Genomic DNA, 22296 nt, shown 5'->3' on the forward strand with positions numbered 1-22296 from the left:
AAAATATCAATCAACCATTCTCACCGGAATAACTATTGTGACCCTCGCGATTCTATCTGACGGATTTTCAAGGCGCATACCGCCTCCAAATTCGGCCAGCATGGCATTGTGAAGTTTGATCCCCTGTCCGCCATCTGTTACGGATTTATTGTCATACCGATCTGTGCCGTTGTTTTCAATCTGAATGAAGAGAAGCCCATCCGCTTTTGAGGTTATTTTTATTTTCAGCCTTTCATCTTCTGGGAGATGGGTATGTTTTTGTATATTCCGAAGAGATTCACGGACCGCATGGTAAACAGCTTCTGCCGCATCCGCAGAAAGAGAAGCGGCTGCCTGTTCAGCCTGGGGATCAACATCCACGTTCAAGTCAGCATGAAGAAATTCTGCCTCACTATTGGCAATTTGCCGAATGGCAGTGAATAGCCCATGCGCGGCAATTTCGGGAGGAGGCGGGGGAGGGGCTTCTCGTAGGAGTTGAGATACTTGATGATGTGCTTCAGTGATTTGTATGGCTGCCGGGCTTTTTGAGTCAGATATCAAAGCCGTGTGCAAAAGCGGCAGAATGTCATCATGCAGAATCCGGCGGGCTTTCTGATCCAGAAGCCGCGAACTGATCCGGCTTTCCTGTTGAAGTGAAACCAGCCGGCGGGCAATCTCTGCGGCAGACTGGTTGTCCATCCAGCGTTCCACAGCAGATCGGGCAATTTCAATATCTTCTTTTGTATAAAATCCATGATTGATATGTTTTCCAAGAAACAACCATCCATCCAGACCTCGCCTAGAAACCAGTGGAATGGCCCAGTAAAAACCATCGCAATTTTCCGGCACCAGGGCTTTGGGTTGGGTTGTTTCATCCACCCATTCTGCTGGTATGGGAGGTGTGTTTTTAGCTGATTGTTCTGGAAAGATAACGATGTCTGGAAGGAAACTCTTAAGTACTCCAGATGGCAACAGGATAATTTTCTCTGCCTGAATTAGATCGGTGCAGATCCAGGCAAATTCTTCCAATCCGTTGCTGGATGGCACATCCTGCTGTGAATTTGAAAAGATACTCTCATAGATTTGTTGCGGCCGGGCTAATCTGCGCAGCTGTTCCGTTTGAATTATCTGGTCTTTGACCGAAAGATGATTCTGAATTGTTAAAATGCCAGTTATCAGGGGGATGAGAACCAGATAAGCCAGTTCTGGCTGTGTGAAGAAAAGGAATACAGAAGAAAGAACACAGGCCAACAATGCCCCGGTTACAATGGCAAACGACCAGCGTTTTCGCAGTCCTGATCTTGGAAGTGGAATTGAGCTGAACACCTCGTATACCATGGCTGCCTGTCCGATCAGCAGTATGGCAATGGTGATCAAGACTTCGATAATCACATCCAATTCAGTGAGCGGTAGGAGAATGGAAGGAGAAAAAACCTGGTTCCTATAGCCGGCTTCAAATGTGTTGATTCCCCAAATCAGGGCAAAAGCAACGAGAAAACAAACCAGCAATAAAACCAGAGTGGAAGCCGTCAGCCAGGGGCGGGCAATCCGGCGGGCTTCATTACCCATAAAATGTGCCGTTGGCCCCGGGCGTAAAATCGCATCCAGCGATAGCAGAATACAGAGAAGAATATAAACCGGAAATGCAATGGCAAGCCCGTAAAATCCGGCAAAGGTCCCCATTTGGTCATCCAGATCGGGAAGCGGATTTGCCAGCGCCATCCAGGCCAACAGGAAGGCAGTAATCACCAGTACCAGCCCAAACCAGGAAGCCTGCCGGTGGTGTAATGACGACTCCGCATTATCCCAGAAACCAGAGTACCAGAGGATGACGCAATACCAGGCAAAGGGAGAAAGGATCAACGGCCACCATCCGGCGCGCCACCAGAAATTAATCAACGGATTATTCCAATCCCATCCGCTTCTCAAAATGGCAGTATGGGCAATAAAAAAAATTGCCCCAAGCAATAGTCCTTCTGCTGAAAGCCAGACACCCCAGGCGCGCCGGTCGGCTTCGAGTAATACAGTAAATCCGAGCCAGCACAAAATAAAGGCATTAAATATGGATAAGGTTAACGCCGGCCAATCTAAAAGCGGCAGGCCGCTCATCCGCCCTCCCAGGGGATCCAGTTATGGGCAGCATCCAATACGAATGGACGGCCTTCCGTGTCCCATTGAATCAAACGATGGGTCTGGTAAATAATGACGGCGCGCGTGCGAGCTACTTTTTCGTCGGTGGTTGTATCGGCCAACCCCCAGGCGGCATAAATACTCCCGTTTGTCCGGCTGATGGTGCGCTTGTCTTGAAAGCCCATCCGGCTGGCAATCTGTTCATTGGTTAGTCCCTGGGCGATCATTTTGATCACGGCCAGTTCATTCGGTTCAAGGAGGCTGAGTGGATCCTGTTCGTCAAGGTTGCGGACTTCATGAACGCGTTCTTCAATTTCAGGATCAATGAAAGACCGTCCGGCAATGGCGTCAGAAATCAAAGGGATGATCATCTCTGGAAGCAGGTAATTGGATTTGCGCACATATGCGTAATGGCTCAGAATCCCGGAAGCCCTGAAATCGCGGTAATACTGGTCATCATCCTGGATGGAATAAAAAACCACCGGCAGACGGGGTATCTCACGGCGTAACGCCACGGCAGTTTGAATCCCGTTGAGGCTGCCTGCCAATCGTACATCCATCAAGACAGCATCAGGATTGGTGCTGATTCCCAAATGAAGAGCTTCTTCTCCTGAATCTGTATCGGCACAGATAACGATGCTGCCAGATGCTTCAAATCCGGTCTTGAGAGCTGCTCGAAGGCGTTGATTATCTTCCACCAGCAATAATTGAATCATGAGCTAATTATAGTGTCAGGCCGGTAAGCCTGAAAACAGGAGAAATCATCATCGCCGCGCTTTATCTTCCCAACAGATTCCAGAAGGCATGAATCAGAATTGATCCATACAGGTTCCCGGTTTTCCAACGACAAAAGCCAGTCCACAGGCCAATTATCGAAGCAATCACCATTTTCATCAGCATAATATGGATAAGACCGGAGGTAGTTGTACTGGAAGATACATGCATGGCCACGACATCCCAGTATCCCAGATGCCACAGGGCGAACAGCTGGGTGGTCAGGAGTATGGTGGATATGCCATTCCATTTTGCCGGCAGCACCGAACTCATGCGCTTCCAGATCCAACCACGAAAGATGGGTTCTTCGAAGAAGGGAAAAATAAGGCACGATAAAACGGTTGGAATGAATTGACGGGGATCCATACAGATATTAAAACCGGCCATCACGACAAAAATAGCCAGACCCGCCATCATGCCGATGAAACCTTTGGAAGAGATCGTAAATTTCGAAAACCCGGGGTTGCCAAGACTGTGACGAACCATCAACCAGAGGCCCAGTCCGGTCAGTAGCATTGTTAATCCGTTGGTAATGTCCCCGGCAGGTTCAAATAGTTGACTGACTGAACCCAGGCCAACCATGATTCTATACATAAAATAACGGAACAACTGAATTCCAATCAGCGCCAGGAGTATCTTTGTCAACTCGATTAACCATGCAAACCGGGTATTGAATGGCAAATTGTTTATTGAGAGTTTCATGTTCCTTGTTCTTTTCTTTGAAAAATTATCTGCACAGGCGGAATAGAAGGTACTTCAAAAAATGACAGGAATTAAGCACTTGAGTGCATGGATTTTGTATTCTGAGAGGCTGGTTTATTTTTTCTCCAGGCTTATTCTTATTCCAAAGGAGAACCATAATGCAAATAAAAAAACCATCACGTATTCTCTGGATATCGATTGCCCTGGGTCTGTGTTTTGACCTGTTATTCTGGAAAAAACCAGTGGGAATATCCTACTTCCTGTTTGTCTTTGTCCTGATTGCGGCCGGATTTGTTCTGGCATATCTGGAAGGACGCAAACCGGCTGGTCTGACCTGGCTTATGGCCGGAATTACACTGTTCTTCTCTGCCATGATTTTCATTCGTGAGGAGCCATTCACGACCTTTATCAATGTGTTATTGTCACTGATTGGACTGGGGCTGCTAGCGCTTACATTTTCCAGCGGTTTATGGATCCGATATAGTCTGGCGGATATGGTTACGGGAATCGCCCGTTTAGTTTCCGGCACATTGGCGGGGGGAAGCTCGCTGCTGGCAACTTCGCGCAAGATGGAAGTGGAGGATCATAAGGATGTTGATGCTCCAAAGAAACCCAAAGCCATATCCTTCTGGGCGATATTTCGTGGAGTGTTACTGGCGTTCCCGATTGTCTTTTTTCTCGCCTTGCTGCTGGTGTCTGCCGACCCGGTGTTTTCAAAAGAGCTGGAGCGGATTCTTGATATTAATAAATTCATGGAATACGCCGTACGCCTCGCCATGGTCGGTATCATTGGTTACCTGTTATCCGGTGTTTATCTTTACAGCCTGGAAAAAAGTCACCGCTCAGACCTGATTGGTATGGACAAACCCTGGTTCCCGGCTTTTCTGGGTTTCACTGAAAGCGCCATTGTGCTTGGTAGTGTAAATATTCTGTTTGCTTTTTTTGTGGTGGTCCAATTTAAATATTTCTTTGGCGGGCAAACCAATATAGTCGTAGATGGCTTCACGTATGCCGAATATGCCCGGCGAGGATTTGGCGAGTTAATTGCTGTGGCAATTCTCAGTCTCATCCTTTTCCTGGGGCTGAGTGCTGTCACGCGTCGGGAGTCTCCGGGTAAACAGAAATGGTTCACAGGACTTGGACTGGTATTGGTCTGTCTTGTGGCTGTGATTCTGGTTTCATCTTTCCAGAGACTTAGTCTGCTGGAAGCCGCTTATGGTTTTACGCGATCCAGGACATACAGCCATATTTTCATGGTCTGGCTTGGAATATTGCTGGCCGCCGTCATCGTCCTCGAGATAATAAATTATCGCCGTGGTTTTGCTATGGCAGCCCTGATTGTGCTGGTTGGGTTCGGTGCGACTTTGAATTTCATCAATATTGACGGATTTATCGTCAGAGCTAATGTTGAACGAGCCAGAGCCGGTGAAGAATTGGACTATATGTATTTTCAGGAATTGTCTACTGACAGTATTCCTCAGGCTTTATCAGAATTCCGTGCAACAAACGATCCAGAGGTAAAGACTCTGCTGGGTGTATCAATGGTCTGCCGTAGTGCTGAGATGGAAGGACATCTCGATAAATGGGAATGGACGGGTTTTAATATTTCATACAACACAGCGGTTAATGTCTTAAGAGAAGCGGCACCTGAGTTTAAAGAATACCAGCTTATTGAGAATACTGAAGGCGGGTGGCGGGCAAACACAGTAAAAACGCCGTTTGGCGAAAAAGATTGTTATAAATCCTACCAAGATATGGATTGACCTGAAAACAGGAGGGTGTTGATTTATATATCAGCATCCTCTTGTTTTTTTACTTTCAATTGAGCAACAATTGCCTGAGATCGACTTGTCACCCCGATTTTTCTAAAAATGGATGAGATATGTTTCTTTACCGTGGACAGTGAAATGGATAACCGCGCGGCAATCTCGTAATTTGATAACCCCTGTTTAATCAAACCGAGGATTTCTTCCTCCCGTGACGTCAGGGGGATGATCATGTCATTTCCACTATGTAGAAGAGTTGATGAATGAAGACTTCTCACAGAAAAACGGTAGACAGGTTCATCCATGAACGATCGAATAAACTTAAGTGGATCACCTAATTCATGCGCGAGGAGAAGATCCTCGTTACTACCTGTTAAATCCCCCATGGCATCACGAATCCTCGATCTAACGATAAGGAATTTAATTAAAACACCGGTCATATCCGATTTTTGGCATAGAGGAATGCACTGATTCGCATAATTTAATGCATCAGACAACTTACCGGCGGCTGCCAGAGCACGAATATGAATGAGAATGGAGGTATGTGACGCGTGGAATTGATAAAGCCAGGGAGAGAGATCACTTACCGGCAATTCAACTGGTACCTCTCTGATTCTTGTATTAAAAATTAACAGATAGCGAATCGCTTGCAGATCAGCGAAAACCTGAGAATTATTATCCGGGGTTATATAATGTGAGACTCCATCCACAACCTCGAGAGCTTCATCAGCTTTCCCTCGGGCAATCAATAGTCTGATCTGTGAAATTACTGAATTGAATAGAAAAAGCAGAGAGTGATTGATGCGACCGGCAGTAAGACCCTTGTTAAGGATTTCTTCGGCTTCATCAAGCCTGTTCATTTCAATTAATATGTATGCTAATGCAATATAAAGCGGGGCAGCAGCCGGTGTTTCTGCCATACGATTTTCGGCTGCCAGCCTGATCCCATCATGGCATATTTGGGCAGCTTTTATTAATTCTCCCCTGTCTGCCAGCAGATTGGCCAACGCAGTATGAGCGCCAATCAATGCTTGAGTGTTACCTTCCCGCCAGGTCATAGGGATACCTGTTTGAAAAGCATATAATGATTCGCTAATCTGCCCCATTTGTTTATAAAGATGCCCGGATATGATCCATGCATTGCCTTCCAGAAGTGGAAAATCCGGGTGTGCTGTCTCTTTCGCCTTGTTGGCAAACTCCAATCCAGACTCACTCTGATGCCGGGAATACTCGAGCAGAGCCGTTAGAAGCATCTTTTCAATTTGCCATTGCTTCCACTCGAGAGTTCGAGAGTAATCAGGATTTAAACGCAATTTTTCACCGGTTGCGCGATCAAACATATTCAATTTTGATGGGACACTGGAGAAATCTCCTTGCAGCATCAATGCCCAGGCATATGCGATATTTATACCGGGGTAGGAAATAAACACTGACGAGGACAACCGTTTACACCAGTTGATCATCAGATCGATGTTGCCCTCATGTAACATGCGAGGCCAATTTTCAAGAATTATTTCCACCGCTTGATCGTGTCTTTCCCTTTGAAGAGCGCAATCAACGGCTTCTTCCAGATATCCTTCTGTTTGGAACCATACCCCTGCGATATATAGCAAGTGATCGACATCCACCGACTGTTTTAAGACAAGACGGGAACGAAGAAAAGATGAAAACAAATGGTGGTATCGGAACCATTGATTATTTGAATCAAGGGGTAAAAAAAACAGGTTGTTTTGTATAAGCCGATTCATTATGGAATCTGCTTTTTCTGCCGAGATTTCAGATAGAGCGGCACCCAGGAAAATATTGAATCGATTCACAACCGAGGTTTTTAACAAGAAATCCTGAACAGATCCTTCTTGAAGAGAAAAAACTTCATCCATCAAGTAACTGGTAATGTATTCCTGGTTCCCTGAAATTGACCGAATGAATGAATCTGTTTCGTGACCTGTTTTGCCAGATGCGATGACCATGGCCGCCAGATGAATGGCCGCTGCCCAACCTTCTGTCTTTTCTGTCAATGTGTTGATTTCGTCATCAGTCAGGCTAAGTTCATGGTTAGCCTGGATGAACGCTTTCGTTTCTTCTGAAGAAAAACGCAGATCAGCGGCTGTCAATTCGAGAAGCTGACAACGAACTCGAAAACGTGCTGTTGGAAGTGGCGGCCGTGTACGACTGATCAGAATGATCGTTGCCACCGCTGGTAATCGATCTACCAGCAACACAAGAAACCGATAAATCTCAGGTTCTTCAATCAGGTGAAAATCGTCAAAACAGAAAAGGATAGGTTCTGGAACGGAAGAAAGACAGTCGAAGAAGCAATTTTGAAGGGCGGTAAATTCATCCGGTTTAATGTTGGATAGGAGTGGGGTAATCTCAGAGCAAAATCCAGGCAGTCGGGTTTGGATCAATGCAACAAGTTGAAAAATAAAACGCGGGAAATCTATGTTTAATGAGTCGCAGGGAACCCATATTGAAATCCCATCGTATGTCTTAAGCCATGATGAGATCAATACAGTTTTTCCATACCCGGCCGGAGCAGTGAGGCAGACCAATTGTCGTCCACGTTTCACAGCTCCATCCAGCTTTTCAAACAAGCCGGGACGGGGAATTGTTTTACCAGAAAAAGAAGGCCTGAAGGATTGTGCCTTCACTTGGTTGTGTGCCATATAGAACTTAAGTATACCGGTTGATCTGGAATCAGTCGGTGAAAATTCTACTTAAGCCTGATTTCAATATGAGCCTTTACGGATAAAGTTGAACAGTCAGCAGGTCAATTGATAGCAGGAGAGAAACCATGGAAGAGACAATTAGTCGACGGTTATTCTTAAAAAAGGCAGCGATAACCGCGGGAGTGATTGGATTAACCGGAATCATAGGCGCTGATGCCGGAAAACGTGCTTTGATGGAACCTGAGATTGAATTCCCAAGAAAAATAATAACAAAGGATGACAAAATGATAAGAATGTTAGTAACATATGCGAGTAAATGCGGTTCAACAGGTGAGATAGCGGCCGTCCTGGGGGAGGAATTAAGTAAAGGCGGTTTTGCTGTAGATATTTTCCCGGTTGATGAGATTCAGACTCTGAAACCATACGAGTTTGTTGTTTTGGGAACAGCTTTACGATTTGAAAAGCCATTGAATGAAATGATGAACTTCATCTCAAAATATAAACGGGATATCTCTGATAAGAAAATCGCGTATTTCTCTACCGGGGTCTACATGCGGGATCCATCAATTGAAAACCAAAATAAAACAAGAAAAATGTTGGAACCTTTAAAAGTTTCTTTGCCAGAACCGGTTAGTGAGGCTATGTTTGCTGGAAAGGTGGATTATAAGAAAATAGCTCCATTCTGGCGTTTTCTCATTTCAATGGATTCCTCCGGGCTTATGCGTGAAGGAGACTGGCGGGATTGGCAGGTTATTCACACCTGGGGCAAACAACTTGTTGAGCAATTTTCTGGTAAAACGACTTTTTACAATGGTCCTATTCAATAACTCTCAAAAGCCAAAAATTAACATTCTCTAATTTGACGATAGAATAAACACGTGTTATAGTCGTAAAATAATTCAATAGCCTCTAAAGGCACTCTTATCCAGAGAGGTGGAGGGACCGGCCCGATGATACCTCGGCAACCTGGCAAAACTGATATGTGGATCAGCGATGCTCAGGTGCCAATTCCGGCAGAGAAATTCTGGGAGATGAGAGGGCGACCGAAAAGAAAATTCTTGCCCCTCGCAGTACCGGAAGGGGCAAATTTCTTTAATTAAAGGAGAAAAACATGCAGTCCACATTCCTGAATTCTGAAAAATACCTGTTCACATCCGAATCGGTGACCGAAGGACATCCTGACAAAATCTGCGATCAGGTCAGCGATGCTGTCCTTGATGCCTGCCTTGCCCAGGATCCTTATTCCCGTGTAGCCTGCGAAACCGCCACTAAGACTGGTTTTGTCATGCTGCTGGGCGAAATTACCACCAATGCCCACATCGATTTCGATCGGCTGGTTCGAAAAGTTGTTACGGATATTGGTTATGATGACAGCTCCAAAGGTTTTGATGGCAATTCCTGCGGTGTACAGGTTGCCATTGCCAAACAATCTGGTGACATTGATATGGGTGTTTCTAAAGCCGACGAAGTTAAAAAAGGTCAGGCTTCAGAAGATGAAATCGCCAAAATTGGCGCCGGCGACCAGGGTATGATGTTCGGCTTTGCCTGCAATGAAACCCCGGCTCTCATGCCCATGCCGATTTATTTGGCCCACAAACTTACCCGCAAACTCACCGAAGTTCGCAAGAATGACACTCTGCCGTGGCTGCGCCCCGATGGCAAGAGCCAGGTGACAATTGAATACCGCAAGGGAAAACCCTATCGCGTCGACACTGTTCTCATCAGCACTCAGCACGATCCAGATGTAACCCAGAAGGAAATCTTCGACGGTGTCAAGAAATATGTCATCGATCCTGTGCTGAAAGAATCTGGCATCATCGTTGACGGTGACCTGAAGATCTATGTCAACCCCACCGGCCGGTTTGTTATTGGCGGACCTATGGGCGATGCCGGTGTTACCGGCCGCAAGATTATTGTTGATACCTACGGTGGAACCGGTCGGCATGGCGGCGGTGCCTTCTCAGGCAAAGACCCCACAAAAGTTGACCGCTCTGCGGCTTATGCTGCCCGCTGGGTTGCCAAGAATGTAGTAGCTGCCGGTCTGGCTGACCGTTGTGAAATCCAGGTGGCCTATGCCATCGGCGTGGCCCATCCTTTGAGCATCAACGTCGAAACCTTCGGCACCGGCAAGATCGCTGATGAAGATATCGCCGAGATCATCAGCAAAACCTTCGACCTGCGCCCCGGCGCTATCATTCGTGATCTTGACCTGCGCAAACCTATTTACCAGCAGGTGGCCGCGTACGGTCACTTCGGCCGTGATGACCTGGATTTGAGCTGGGAAAAAACCAACAAAGTAGAGGCTTTGAAAGCTGCGGCCGCCGCAAAAGCTTCCAAATAATCTCGTCTACTTATTCTGAGGAAAACGCCGTTACCTCAGACAAATGACAGAGGCAGGTTCGATAACCTGCCTCTGTTGATTCATCCATGACAGGACAACCGTTTATAATTCAACCATGCTCTATCTTGTAGCCACACCTATCGGCAACCTGGGCGATATCACCCTCCGCGCACTGGAAACGTTAAAAAACGTTGATCTCGTTGTCAGCGAAGACACCCGTACAACTGGCTTTCTCTTAAAACATTTTGAGATCAAAAAGCCTCAGATGGCATTCCATGAATACAATGAAGAGAAAGCTGCCGACCGGGTGGTAGGTATGATGCTGGAGGGGAAAAATGTTGCCCTGGTTTCAGATGCCGGCAGTCCTTCTGTGTCTGATCCCGGATACCGGCTGGTTCGGGCAGCATTGAAAGCAGGTGTGGAAATAACGGCTATTCCCGGCCCAACAGCGGTGATTACAGCACTGGTACTTTCTGGCCTGCCGGTGCATTCCTTTACGTTTCGAGGTTTCCCTCCGAGAAAAAGTTCTGCCCGGCGGAAATTCCTGGCTGTAGATGAACAATCTCCTCATACACTGATCTTCTATGAAAGCCCTTTCAGACTGGTCGAATTCCTGAAGGATTGTCTGGCGGTTTATGGAGACAGGCCTGCCGCTGTGGCCAATGACCTGACCAAAAAATTTGAGCTGGTGGTACGGGGAACGTTGTCAGAACTGGTGGAGAAATCTGCCACCATGGATCTGCGCGGAGAATTCACTGTGGTGATTGCCGGGTTTGAGGCCAACCTGTGAGCGGAAACCGATTCTTCGTCCCACTTGATGTATTTAATCAGGCGGAAACGTTCTTTCCGCCGGCCATATCGAAACAGATTACCAGTGTACTCCGGTTAAAATCGGGGCAGATGGTTACAATTTTGGATAACAATGGTCACTGCCGTTCTGTAGAACTGCTTGATATTGATTCAAAACAGGTGACCGGCCAACCGGGTGAAATTTCCCCGGCAACCGGTGAACCGAAAGTTAACCTGACGCTATGTGTAGCGCTCTCACAACGCGAAAAATTTGAATGGATTTTACAGAAGGGCTGTGAACTCGGCGTCAGGCATTTCATTCCAGTAGTAACCAGCCGTTCACTGGTGCAGGATACTCGCGGTCGGGAAGAAAAAATGGACCGCTGGAATAAAATTTTACAGGAAGCGTCTGAACAATGCGGACGGGGATTGATACCTTCAATCAACAATCCGCAAAAATTGGATGATTTTCTGAAACAGAATCAGGGTCGCAGGGGTTATATTCTTCATGAGAAAGTTAAGGGTTCTTACTTTGCCGCTTCTTTACAAAACAGCCTGATTTCAGGAGAGAAAGATTGGCTCCTGCTGGTGGGTCCGGAGGGCGGATTCAGTGAAGATGAGGTGAATCTTGCTGAACAGGCGGGTTTGCAACCTGTATCGCTTGGACCACGCATACTGCGTATGGAAACAGCCGTTCTGGCTGCCTGTGCGGTGTTCATGGCGGCTGCCGGAGAGCTGGGCAGTATGGATTTATAAAATAAATTTGGATGGATGGATAACGTGTTATTTTCAAAAAAATTTGTCAACCGAATTGTGCGGGCTTACTGCGAATTGACCATCCGGCCGCATCTCGAGCAACTTGAAAAGGTCCCCATGAAAGGGCCATTTCTGATCGCCGGGAACCATGTCAATACAATGGATGGACTGGTGATGTTCACATATATCCAGCCGCGCCCGCTTACCACGCTGAGCAAGGAAGAGAATTTCACCAACCCCATAAAACGCATGATCTCTGAAGCCTGGGGAGCCATTCCGATCAAACGAGGCACGGTGGATAACACCGCCATGAACCTGGCATTGGATGCCCTGAAAGAAGGCAAGATGTTGGCGATATTACCGGAAGGCACGCGATCACATGATGGAGTGATGCAGCGTGGTAAACCGGGTATTCTGCCGTTAGCGGTTAAATCTGGTGTTCCAATTGTTCCAGTGGGATTCCACGGACATGAAGATTTCTGGAAAAACATGCGCCGCTTCCGGAAAACTGATTTTTATCTGGAAATCGGGCAACCTTTCCGGATCAAAGCTACCATGCGTGACCTGGACCGTGAAAAACGACAGATCATTACAGATGAAGTCATGTACCGCATTGCCATGCTGCTGCCGGAAAAATACCGGGGCGTATATTCTGACCTGAGCCAGGCTACCACGAATTATCTGGAATTTACCACGTTTGAGGAATCAGGACTTTAATGCCAGATGCCGGGGAAGGAGATTCTTGATTCCGCGGCTGGACATACGGCCTGTTCCTGCAACATATCCTTCCGGGCTGATCATCACCAGTATGGTTCCTCTGGCGGGTTCGACGGCATTTTCATAAGGCACGTCTTCTCCACGTGACCAGCGGAGAAAATTATCCGGCGAAAGGTTATACCGGTTTCCGGTTATCAATTTGCCATACCGGGTGGTCCATTCCAGGCTCGGTTCAAATCCCGATTCTGCATAATCACCCAGACGAAGTCCACTCGAATTAACAGGCAGACCGGCAAACGAATTCTCCAATATATGCGGGAGTAGATATACCGACTGTTTGAATAAGCCGAGTGTTAATGCCTGTCCTTCCAACAGATTCGTCAGATCAACACCATAGTTTGCCGCAAAATGCGATATTAAAAATTCTTGATCTTTCCTGCCCAGTGGAATGATGTGCGACGGTAAATAAGGTCGGGTGGGGGACTCCCTGGATTGGCCGGGGAGAGATGAATTCTTGCGGAAATGAGCTGAAAAGAAGCCGGAGGTTCTCAATCGATGGGGCCACAGGCGCAATGACTTGACGGTTTCCGGTGAAAAAGTCTGTCCGAAGGCACTTTCAAGGCCGGGAGCCTGTACTCCAAGCCGTTGGGCGGCAGGCGTTATAGTCACGGCATGTCCGGTCAGGCGGAGGATGGTATCAACGACGCCTTCATCTTCTTCCGGGGCCAGCGTACAGGTGGAATAAACGACCTGCCCACCCACCTTGCAGGCCTGTAAGGCACTCATCAACAATTGCACCTGACGCTGTGCCAGACGGCTGCGTTCTGGGGGTTTAATATCTCGTTTGTTCTTTTCACCGGGATGCAGGTTTTCCATACTGCACGGGGCATCCAGCAGAACCAGGTCAAATGTCTCTGGAAACCATTGTCCAAAGCGTTCGCCGGGAAAATTGGTGACGGCACTGCAGGCTGCCCCCCAGTTTTTTAATGTTGAGGTCAGAGCAGGAATGCGTGAGGAGGTGCCGTCATTGGCCAGGATCAACCCCCGGTCGTGAAATCGGGAAGCCAGGTGTGCTGTTTTCCCTCCTGGAGAAGCCGTCAGATCAAGGATGAGAGGTTCGGTTGTTTCAACCGGTTCAAATAACTCTACCGGCAGCATGGACGCGGCATCTTGAATGTAGAAATATCCCAGCCGTCCTTCCAGAGTGTGCCCTGGCGGAATCAAAGACGATGTCATTGTGAAGCCATCCCGGCAATGAGGTACTGGTTGAAGGTCCCATTGATATTTATGGCTCATCTCTTCAGATAGCTGCCGAGGCTCGGCTTTCAACGGATTGACTCGTATGGCTGTGGGCGCAGGATTAATAAGCGACGATTCAAGCAAAGCCGCTTCTTTTTCGGATAACAATTCACGGTAACGACCAATGGGATCTGCAGGGAAAGCTCTTTTTTGTTTCATGCCGAATCTTTCTGTATACAGAAGATCAGTTCATTACCAACCAGAATTTCCGTTACCGGCAAATCAAGGCCGGATAATGTTTCGTAAACCAGTTTCCGCTGCCGGTCTGCCAGGTCGAAGCGGCCGGTTAAATTGGTGGCCGGCAGGCTGACGACCAGCCAATGCACATTTAAGGCCTGCCAGAAAGCGCGGTTGCAGCCTTTTTGCCGCTGTTCAAAACGATGGGCTTCTTTAAAAAAGAAAGCCACATCTGCCTGTTGGTGAGGGGGATTTAGAAGAATATCACCGTAAAATGCCTGCCCATTGACCCGTGCGGCATGGAAATACTGGTTGATCAGGTTGACCCGCGGCTGATGAAGGTCATAAGCCTGATAGAGGCTGTCTGATGGAAAGTCCATCCAGGGGTAAGCAAAGGGGTGCATGGCGCAGGCCAGGTCCAGCAGGGAATGAGGGACACCGGTCACCGAAAAAATCTGATGATAAAAATGATCCAATAAGGGAATACGTTCGCGGGTGGAGGCATGGCTTTCCAACATTTTTAGACTGAAAGTGCGCAATGAGTCGGCATTTGTGAACGTCCCCATCAATTCCAGCTCTTTGATGGTCTGGGGATAATCCGGGTCTCCCAGATAAGGTGCCACAATGATGTGCAGTTTCTCGCGGGCGTCATCCACAGCCTGAACTGGTTTCAGGCCGTGATCTAAGGCATGCCGGATCAGATCAATGACAGTCTCCGGCGGAAGGTTCAGCGCTTTGTACTTCCGGCTGGTAAGTATGGATTGTGCCAGTTCAACCGGATCTTCGTTGGATGTTTTCATGGCTGGCAGCACCGGAAAACAAGCTCGTTGGTGAACTCGAACCGGCTTATCTGCCAGTTGCGCCCTTCGGCCAGCCGGTTGAAGTCAGTTTCGTATGTAGCCCCCAGTCCTTTACGGCTGCCGCCTAATGTACGCAGCGGGTAACTGATGATGATTGTTTTTGCCTTAAGGCGGTTGACCAGGGCGGCTGCCATACCTTTTCCCTGCTGCTCCAGGCAGGGTAGGGTTTTCAGCAGAAGCACTACATCGTATGACTGCTCCAATGGGAATGTGACAATATCAGCGACAACGGCTTTCCCGGGAATTCTGGTGTGATCAAAGAATTCTTGCAGGTTCACAGCCATCCGGTTGTACATATCCACGGCTGTATAAGGGGTATCCGGTTCCAGGGGCATCCAGGGGAGTGAAAGAGGAGTCAGACCGCAGGCCAGGTCAAGCACGGAATGAATCACCGGGAGACCAGCCATGATTTCCTGAAAGAAGTGATCCAAAAGGGGTAGACGTTCTTTCGTGGATGCATGTTGTTCCATCTTCTTAAGGCAAAACTGACGGATTTCAGAGGATGTGATATCTCGCGGTAAAACTGCCAACTCGGTTTTGAAGATTTCTGGATCCAGGTTGGTAGGCAGGTAGGCGCCGCCAATTTGATGCAGCCGGCTGCGGATGGATTTGACCAATTCTCGTCCCTGTAATCCTTTTCGACCTTCGGTTTCACAGACCCGCCGGATCACATCCATATGGATGTCTTGATAAGCATCACTGGCAGATGCCTGCCGGATCACGTCTTCCACGGTCAATATGGTTTTCATGCGAACCTCATGCCAGCAGCTCGCACAGGCGGGTCATAAATCGCAGGTTGTGCAGAGTTGCCAGCCGTTGGAAGGAGCTGTCACCTATTTTAAAAAGATGATGCAGGTAACCGCGCGAATATCGGGTGCATACCGGGCAATCGCACCCTTCTGATATTGGACGTGAATCACGCATGAAACGGTCATCTGTGCAATAAATGTAATCCAACCAGTTGACTGTGGTCATCAGGCTTTGTTTTTCGGGACTATAACCGTCTTCAAAGGCATACAGCCGACCATGCCGGGCATCGCGTGTGGGCATGGCACAATCAAACAGGCCATAACCCAGACGCCAGCAGGCTGCCAGGTTGAGGGGATGCCCGATACCCAGAGCGTGCATGGGGAACTGCGTCGGCACAAGACGCCGGGTCAATCCGATGATGTCTTCCAACAGGGCTCCGGCAGTATCGATCGGCCAGCCGCCGTAACCGAAACCGTCAAATCCGATATCCAGCAATGCTGAAGCACACTCCTGGCGGAGGTCTTCTTCTGCTCCACCCTGGATAACTCCGAAAATTAGCGGCCGGTTTTCCTGTGGAATTTTCTTCTGTTCCATCAGACGATCAAATTCTTTGCGGCTGCGGCGAGCCCAACTGATGGTCCGTTTGATGGAGGTTTCCTGCTCGGCGCGTGAGGCTTCCACATCGGTGCAATCATCCAGGCAGATCACGATATCAGCCCCGAAACCGACTTGAAGCTGAATGGATTTCTCCGGGGTCAGATTGATCTTGCGGGTGGAGCCTTCTGGTTGAAAAATAATGCCGTCGTTTCCCAGCCGGCCATATTTGGGATTTTGCCGGATCAGCGAATAGGCTTGAAATCCACCCGAATCGGTGACAATCGGTCTGGTCCACCCGCTCATGCGGTGAAGTCCGCCCAATGATTGCACCGTCATGGAACCGGGGTGCTGCATCAAATGAAAGGCATTCATCACCACTGATTGGATTTTGACAGATTCCAGGTCAATGGAATCGACAGAACGAACCACCGCCTGGGTGGAATCAGGCATGTAAACCGGTAATTGAAGGTTGCCATGTTGAAGATGAAGAGTAGACGTCACGCTTGAATTATAGTGTGATTTCTACCCGGTTCCCATCAGGATCGAGAATGGTGGATTCGTAATATCCATCCCCCGTCCATCGCGGCCCGTCTATGGGTGGAAAACCATCTGCCTGAAGCTGTTTTGTCAAATGGTCAACCGTTTCTTTGCTGCCTACAGAAAATGCAACATGAATGTAGCCGACATGCGGTTCATCTGTACTTCTGGGAAGAATGTCCGGTCGGTTCATAATTTCCAGCCGGCTTCCACCGGGAAAGACCAGGAAGCGGGAAGTAAACTTCCTGGCTTTATTCTGATAAAGAGGTTGAACTTCTGCGCCAAAGTATCGGGTATAGAAGTCAACGAGACGATCCAGATCCTGGGTCCAACATGCGATGTGGTTGATATGCATACAGACTCTTCCTCTTGAATAAGGATCGGGGCGGTTTTTGGGCCGCCCCGATAATCCAATTGAGGCTAAAGAGAGACGTCTAATTGCAAGTCAATGTAAATGTGCCGCCGGTGGCAAAAGTTTGATGGTTGGGTTTATTAATGTACAGCACTAGCTGGCTTGCAAAGCTGCCAATTCCGGTCTGGACATAGGAATAGTTATAGGTAACTTCCTGTGTTCCAGCAGATTTATATTCCAGTGAATCGGAGGCCATTACAGTTCCATCTGTCTTGCGCCATTCATATGTCACTGTCCCGGCCGCGCTGGCGGTGATGTTGGCCGTGTAGACATAGTTAACACCAGCCGCGCAATTCGCCTGGGTGGTGGTTAATGTCTTTGGACTTACGTCAATGGTGACACTGGTGACCGCAAATCCGCTGGACGAAGTAGTTCCTGTGGAAGCAGAACTTCCCGAGTTGATTAGAACCCAGAAGGCCTGATCACCGTTGATGCCCCAGCCGAACGCGCCGCCACCCGCATTCTGCAGCCGCCAGTATCCCTGATGGGCGCCGGCGGATGAAGGGGCTGTCAGACTGACAGACAGGTTAATCGTCTGACCGGGCAAAACATTTCCGGGCAGGTTGGTTAACGTCTGTCCTCCCATCTGTTCGCCGCTGGCAAAAACCAGGGCATAGGCAGTCGTCCAGGTGCAGGAACCGGAGTTTTTCAATGTCCAGGTTTTCGTAAATGTGGTTCCGGGTGCGATATAGGTATTATCGGGGATGGTGGCATCAGCCACGAAATCAGCCCGGTCACAGGGAATAGGCACAAAGGTGGAGGTTGGTTGTAACGTGGCTGTTGGCACCTTGGACGGAATCAACGTGTTGGGTGGGGTGAAACTTGGCTGCGGCATCTGAGTAGGTGGTGTCACAGGAGACAGCGGTGTAAGGGTATTAATGGGAGGCAGGGTAACAGCACCCACGCTCGAACTGGCTGCCTCTGTCCGTAAGACCTCAACCGTTTTGGCGGCTGAAGTTCGGACTGCATCGGCTTCTGATAAAGATGATCCAAAAGGCAGGTTGCATGCCGTCAGAATAAGGGCGGCAAGAATTAGCTGAGGTAATGATTTGATTAATCGCTGCATAGGGCTCCTCCTTGTATTTGGACGCAATCGCAGTCGAAAATGTTCCCGTCAATAATAAGGAAATGCAAGATGGTGCAAGAAGAACGCCATTATTTCAATAACTTAACTGTGGATGATATCACAGCGTGCGTTTTTTTCCATCTTTTTGACAGAAAAATCCTGCGTGCATAATGAGGTATTTCATCTTCCTAGATATTATACGAAAAGAGAACTTGCTTTGTTTTCTTAAAACCGGATGAAAATTAGACTACGAACCTCATACGGCTTTCTAAAAATCTGACAAAAACCAGCAGGTTTAGAAATTTTTAATCTGGATATTAAGTGAATTTAATCCCCCGGTGTAAACATTTACACGGAAGAAATATACTCCGGATCACGTTGTTGATTTCACCAGAGCTGTGATCCAAAATCCTGGAGGATCGACAAATGAATAGCAGACTTTTCCGGGCTGCACTGGTAGCTGGTGCGGTTTTATTAGCCGCGGCCACACCCGTGTTAGCCTGCCCGGTAACACTGGATATGGATGATGGAATGCCTGCCGACAAACCAACTGGGAGCGTGGCCCCGAATTTTCCAGAAGATTCCCCTAAAGATGAACCGACACCTGAAAAGGATTCTCGCTTTGAAACATTCAAACAGGCTGTTACCAATGGTAGAGCCGGTAAGATAACCGGCCTTTTTGTGCCTGGATTCAAAGGATTGTATGTTGTTCAACAGGGAAAAGGCGACAACACCGGTGTATCTCCGGTTGACGGGGTGGTCACACAATTCAGCCTTCCATCTGGTGGTGTAGTGGGTTTGATGGCTCATAACTATGCAGCGGGAAAATGGTTTGAGTCATTTACACCAAACAGTCTGGTCTATGTGATTTACGGAGATGGAAAATCCGTTGCTTATCGAATTACAGACACGCTGCGGTTTAAAGCCAAGAATGGAAAAAGCCCTTCATCTGACCTGATCGATCTTTCAACGGGTGAAACCAGAACCGCTGATCAGGTATACAACCAGGTCTACACCGGTCGCCCGCATTTGACTTTACAAACCTGCATAGAAGAAGATGGTAATTGGAAATGGGGACGTCTGTTCCTCCTTGCTGAACCTGTGTTGTAAGGAAATATTTATGGACGTTTTATGTGTAATTTGGCGCCATTTGGTAAAATGATGACGTACAAAGTTTGAGACAGATAATGTAAATTTTTGCTGAAATCTGTCGATAACAAAAGATGTAAACCAGTACCTTAACTTCTCTTCCGATAATGGCAAATCCGGCAAAAGCCGGAGACGCAAAGCCATGGGTCTGTCGCCGGTCACTGTACCGGCATGATTGCCAGGTTGCCGAAGAAGGATTGAAACTCCTTAATGTATGATGTACGTTTGCAACCCCGGCATATTTGACACCCCGGGGTTGCTTTTTTTGTCAGAATTGGAAGCCAAACCAAGCGACAAAGGCAAACCCGGTGAAAACCGGGGACGCAAAGTTACGGGTCTACATTCACTTTTGTGGATATGATCGCCGAACCACCGAAATGGTAACACCTTCTGTATATCAGCGTCACCTGTAGAAGCAGGTATTTCAGGCCTTTGTCAAGAGAGTTGACATGGGCCTTTTTTCTAAAATAAATCGTTTTTTCCTGACAGTAACAACAGTTTTTACTTTGTTCGTTGCTTCGCCAGCTTTTGCCATCCCCGTCACCGGTGTGGCAGTCAGCGATGATGCCAAAACATCCATCACCAACCTTATGTCGTTGGAAGATTTCACCGAAGCTGTAAAAGATGGGAATGCGAAAAAAATCAAAGGATTGTATGCAGAAGAAGTATTTTCACTTCGCGTCATCCAGCAGCCAGCCGGAAAACCCGGATTTGTCTCACCGGTAGAGGGAGTGGCTACCCAATTCAGCATGGCCGCGAACAATAACATCACCGGTATGCTGGCACACAACTTTTCTTCCGGCCGGTTCTTTTTTGACCTGGCCCTGGATGACAAAATTGATGTGGTGTATGGTGATGGCACCATCAAGTCATATAAAGTTACCAATATTAAGAGATTCCAGGCTCTCTCACCCAAAAGCGCTTCAAGCGATTTCATTGACCTGGACACAAAAGAAAAATTATCGGCTGCCGGTCTGTTCAGCCGCATGTACACCGGCAACCATCACCTGACCCTGCAGACCTGCATTCAGGAAGGAACCCAGGACTCCTGGGGCCGTCTGTTCGTCATTGCAGAACCTGTGCAAGGCTGATCTTCCATAATAAAAAGAAATAAAAAGATTATTGGTTAGGATGGGACCGTCATTTGGCGGCGGCCCCATCCTTTTTTCTATTGGGGGCTTGAACCTACTATAATTGTCATCGGGTGCCGGTTTGATGCTATCTGGTCAGAGAAAATTGAACCGGTCTTTCAGATTGAGAAAGAAAGTCCAGAGGGAAATAACCTGTGAATGATTATGACAATTACCTTTCGCCGTTAAGTTGGCGGTATGCCAGTGAAGAAATGCGTCATATCTGGAGTGAAACCAATAAACGCCGTCTTTGGCGCCGGCTCTGGGTGGCTCTGGCGCGCACCCAGGCTGAGTTTGGTCTGGTGACTGTATCACAGGTGAACGAGCTCGAAGCTCATGCAGAAGATATTGATATAGACACTGCCCTGCAAATCGAGGCGGAAATCCGGCATGACCTTATGTCTGAGTTGAAGACATTTGCCGGCCAGTGCCCCACGGCAGGCGGGGTCATTCACATGGGTGCCACCTCAATGGATATTGAGGATAATACAGACGCATTGCGTATTCGGCAATCTTTGGATCGTGTCCTTTCCCTGTTAAGTGAGGTGTTAATCTCACTGGCTGAAAAAATGGAAGAAACTGCCGATCTGCCGGTGATGGCCTTTACACACCTGCAGCCAGCCGAACCATCCACACTGGGTTACCGTCTGTCTATGTATGCCCAGGACTTGCTGGCAGATTACGACACATTGCGCGATGTAAAAGCCGGAATAAAGGGTAAAGGGTTCAAAGGTGCAGTTGGCACGGCGGCTGCGTATGGAGACCTGATGGGTCTGGAGAATTATTTCCGGTTTGAGTCTTTGTTGAGTAAAGAGCTTGATCTGCCTTTTTTCCCGGTCAGCACACAGACGTACACACGGAAACAGGACTATACCGTGCTTAGTGCATTGGCCGGATTGGGAGCTTCTTTGCATAAACTTGCTTTTGATTTACGTCTGCTTCAATCACCTACGATTGGTGAGATCAATGAACAGTTCGGGAAAAAACAGGTCGGGTCATCGGCGATGCCATTCAAGCGTAATCCCATTAATGCGGAAAAAGTGGATTCACTGACCCGTATGCTGGCAGTGTATCCGCAGGTTGCCTGGCAGAACGCGGCGGAATCTCTGCTTGAACGTACTCTGGATGACAGCGCCAACCGGCGCATGATTCTGCCAGAGGCATTCCTGGTTAGTGATGAAGTTTTGAGCGTCACCCTGAAATTGATTAAAAATATGACCATCCATCGGGAAAACATTCGACGAAACCTGGAAATCTATGCCCCCTTTGCCTGTACCGAACGGATTATGATGGCGGCCGCCCGGCAGGGTGGAGACCGTCAGAAAATGCATGAACGCCTTCGCGAACATGCTTTGGCTGCCTGGCTGGCGGTACAAATCAGCCAGCCTAATCCGTTAATCAGGCAATTGCAGTCGGATGATGAAATTCTGAAATGGATTTCGGCGGATGAAATTGCCCGGCTTTCAGATGTATCTTCCTATACCGGTATTGCCGCGCAGGCCACACGTGATATGGCAGCCCGAATTCGTATGGTGATCGGCAACGGCGGTGAGGCGGATTGAGGTATTTCGAATGCGAATGTGAATTAATCCCTTAATCATAAATCGGTACGCAATTTGTCATATATTTCTCTGGACAAATATCGGCGTTTCTATTACAATCTTCCCGGCTAACTTGATCAGAACCGGGGGTTCGT

The 22296-nt window shown here is 48.1% G+C and carries 19 protein-coding genes and 3 riboswitches; of the genes, 9 read left to right on the forward strand and 10 right to left on the reverse strand.

Annotation, left to right across the window (positions count from 1 at the left end; genetic code table 11):
• Window positions 1-6: 6 nt before the first annotated feature.
• The 3 genes from LTAR_RS14005 to LTAR_RS14015 form a co-directional block, all read right to left on the reverse strand.
• Window positions 7-2088 (reverse strand): sensor histidine kinase, encoded by a 2082-nt coding sequence (locus LTAR_RS14005; protein ID WP_062422888.1) that lies wholly within the window; start codon window positions 2086-2088, stop codon window positions 7-9.
• Window positions 2085-2825, reverse strand: coding sequence for a response regulator (locus LTAR_RS14010; RefSeq protein WP_062422889.1), 741 nt, complete (start codon window positions 2823-2825; stop codon window positions 2085-2087). Before LTAR_RS14010 ends, LTAR_RS14005 begins: the two co-directional genes overlap by 4 nt.
• 61 nt (window positions 2826-2886) lie before the next feature.
• The gene (locus tag LTAR_RS14015) at window positions 2887-3585 is read right to left on the reverse strand and encodes a CPBP family intramembrane glutamic endopeptidase (RefSeq protein ID WP_062422890.1); all 699 of its coding nucleotides are present in this window, start codon (window positions 3583-3585) and stop codon (window positions 2887-2889) included.
• A gap of 158 nt (window positions 3586-3743) precedes the next feature.
• On the opposite strand from LTAR_RS14015, the gene LTAR_RS14020 reads away from it, so the two are divergent.
• Window positions 3744-5348 (forward strand): DUF4153 domain-containing protein, encoded by a 1605-nt coding sequence (locus LTAR_RS14020; protein ID WP_062422891.1) that lies wholly within the window; start codon window positions 3744-3746, stop codon window positions 5346-5348.
• A 23-nt stretch (window positions 5349-5371) separates the two neighbouring features.
• On the opposite strand, the gene LTAR_RS14025 is transcribed toward LTAR_RS14020, so the two are convergent.
• The gene (locus tag LTAR_RS14025; RefSeq protein ID WP_062422892.1) at window positions 5372-8017 is read right to left on the reverse strand and encodes a winged helix-turn-helix domain-containing protein; all 2646 of its coding nucleotides are present in this window, start codon (window positions 8015-8017) and stop codon (window positions 5372-5374) included.
• 128 nt (window positions 8018-8145) lie between these two features.
• Between LTAR_RS14025 and LTAR_RS14030 the strand changes: the two genes are divergently transcribed.
• The 5 genes from LTAR_RS14030 (at window position 8146) to LTAR_RS14050 (ending at window position 12623) form a co-directional block, all read left to right on the forward strand.
• A complete protein-coding gene (locus LTAR_RS14030; RefSeq protein ID WP_062422893.1) occupies window positions 8146-8847 on the forward strand; it encodes a flavodoxin domain-containing protein in 702 nt (233 codons plus the stop codon).
• Window positions 8848-8938: 91 nt separating this feature from the next.
• Window positions 8939-9058, forward strand: a riboswitch (SAM riboswitch).
• A gap of 73 nt (window positions 9059-9131) precedes the next feature.
• Window positions 9132-10361 (forward strand): methionine adenosyltransferase, encoded by a 1230-nt coding sequence (gene metK / locus LTAR_RS14035; protein WP_062422894.1) that lies wholly within the window; start codon window positions 9132-9134, stop codon window positions 10359-10361.
• Window positions 10362-10476: 115 nt separating this feature from the next.
• Complete coding sequence (gene rsmI / locus LTAR_RS14040) at window positions 10477-11151, forward strand: 16S rRNA (cytidine(1402)-2'-O)-methyltransferase (protein ID WP_062422895.1); 675 nt, start codon at window positions 10477-10479, stop codon at window positions 11149-11151.
• Window positions 11148-11906, forward strand: a complete 759-nt coding sequence (locus LTAR_RS14045; protein ID WP_062422896.1) for an RsmE family RNA methyltransferase — start codon at window positions 11148-11150, stop codon at window positions 11904-11906. The genes rsmI and LTAR_RS14045 overlap by 4 nt, the downstream gene beginning before the upstream one ends.
• Before the next feature lie 15 nt (window positions 11907-11921).
• Entirely contained in the window at window positions 11922-12623 is a 702-nt protein-coding gene (locus LTAR_RS14050) for a lysophospholipid acyltransferase family protein (protein ID WP_062422897.1), read from the forward strand.
• Here LTAR_RS14050 and LTAR_RS14055 read toward each other — a convergent pair.
• The 6 genes from LTAR_RS14055 to LTAR_RS14080 form a co-directional block, all read right to left on the reverse strand.
• On the reverse strand, window positions 12612-14081 hold the full coding sequence (locus LTAR_RS14055) for a hypothetical protein (RefSeq protein ID WP_062422898.1): 1470 nt from the start codon (window positions 14079-14081) through the stop codon (window positions 12612-12614). The two genes, LTAR_RS14050 and LTAR_RS14055, sit on opposite strands and share 12 nt — an antisense overlap.
• On the reverse strand, window positions 14078-14899 hold the full coding sequence (locus LTAR_RS14060) for a class I SAM-dependent methyltransferase (protein ID WP_062422899.1): 822 nt from the start codon (window positions 14897-14899) through the stop codon (window positions 14078-14080). Before LTAR_RS14060 ends, LTAR_RS14055 begins: the two co-directional genes overlap by 4 nt.
• The gene (locus LTAR_RS14065) at window positions 14896-15708 is read right to left on the reverse strand and encodes a class I SAM-dependent methyltransferase (RefSeq protein ID WP_062422900.1); all 813 of its coding nucleotides are present in this window, start codon (window positions 15706-15708) and stop codon (window positions 14896-14898) included. Before LTAR_RS14065 ends, LTAR_RS14060 begins: the two co-directional genes overlap by 4 nt.
• Before the next feature lie 7 nt (window positions 15709-15715).
• Window positions 15716-16807 (reverse strand): tRNA-ribosyltransferase family protein, encoded by a 1092-nt coding sequence (locus tag LTAR_RS14070; RefSeq protein WP_062422901.1) that lies wholly within the window; start codon window positions 16805-16807, stop codon window positions 15716-15718.
• Between the two features lie 7 nt (window positions 16808-16814).
• Entirely contained in the window at window positions 16815-17198 is a 384-nt protein-coding gene (locus LTAR_RS14075; protein WP_062422902.1) for a VOC family protein, read from the reverse strand.
• Window positions 17199-17277: 79 nt separating this feature from the next.
• The gene (locus LTAR_RS14080; RefSeq protein ID WP_062422903.1) at window positions 17278-18321 is read right to left on the reverse strand and encodes an NBR1-Ig-like domain-containing protein; all 1044 of its coding nucleotides are present in this window, start codon (window positions 18319-18321) and stop codon (window positions 17278-17280) included.
• A 426-nt stretch (window positions 18322-18747) separates the two neighbouring features.
• On the opposite strand from LTAR_RS14080, the gene LTAR_RS14085 reads away from it, so the two are divergent.
• From LTAR_RS14085 to purB, 3 genes are all read left to right on the forward strand, one after another.
• On the forward strand, window positions 18748-19431 hold the full coding sequence (locus LTAR_RS14085; protein WP_062422904.1) for a putative sortase: 684 nt from the start codon (window positions 18748-18750) through the stop codon (window positions 19429-19431).
• Between the two features lie 138 nt (window positions 19432-19569).
• Window positions 19570-19661, forward strand: a riboswitch (cyclic di-GMP riboswitch).
• 97 nt (window positions 19662-19758) lie between these two features.
• Window positions 19759-19847, forward strand: a riboswitch (cyclic di-GMP riboswitch).
• Between the two features lie 72 nt (window positions 19848-19919).
• Complete coding sequence (locus LTAR_RS14090) at window positions 19920-20561, forward strand: putative sortase (RefSeq protein ID WP_062422905.1); 642 nt, start codon at window positions 19920-19922, stop codon at window positions 20559-20561.
• A gap of 194 nt (window positions 20562-20755) precedes the next feature.
• Window positions 20756-22162 (forward strand): adenylosuccinate lyase, encoded by a 1407-nt coding sequence (gene purB / locus LTAR_RS14095; protein WP_062422906.1) that lies wholly within the window; start codon window positions 20756-20758, stop codon window positions 22160-22162.
• The last annotated feature ends 134 nt before the right edge of the window (window positions 22163-22296 follow it).

Source organism: Leptolinea tardivitalis (assembly GCF_001050275.1).
GTDB lineage: Bacteria > Chloroflexota > Anaerolineae > Anaerolineales > Anaerolineaceae > Leptolinea > Leptolinea tardivitalis.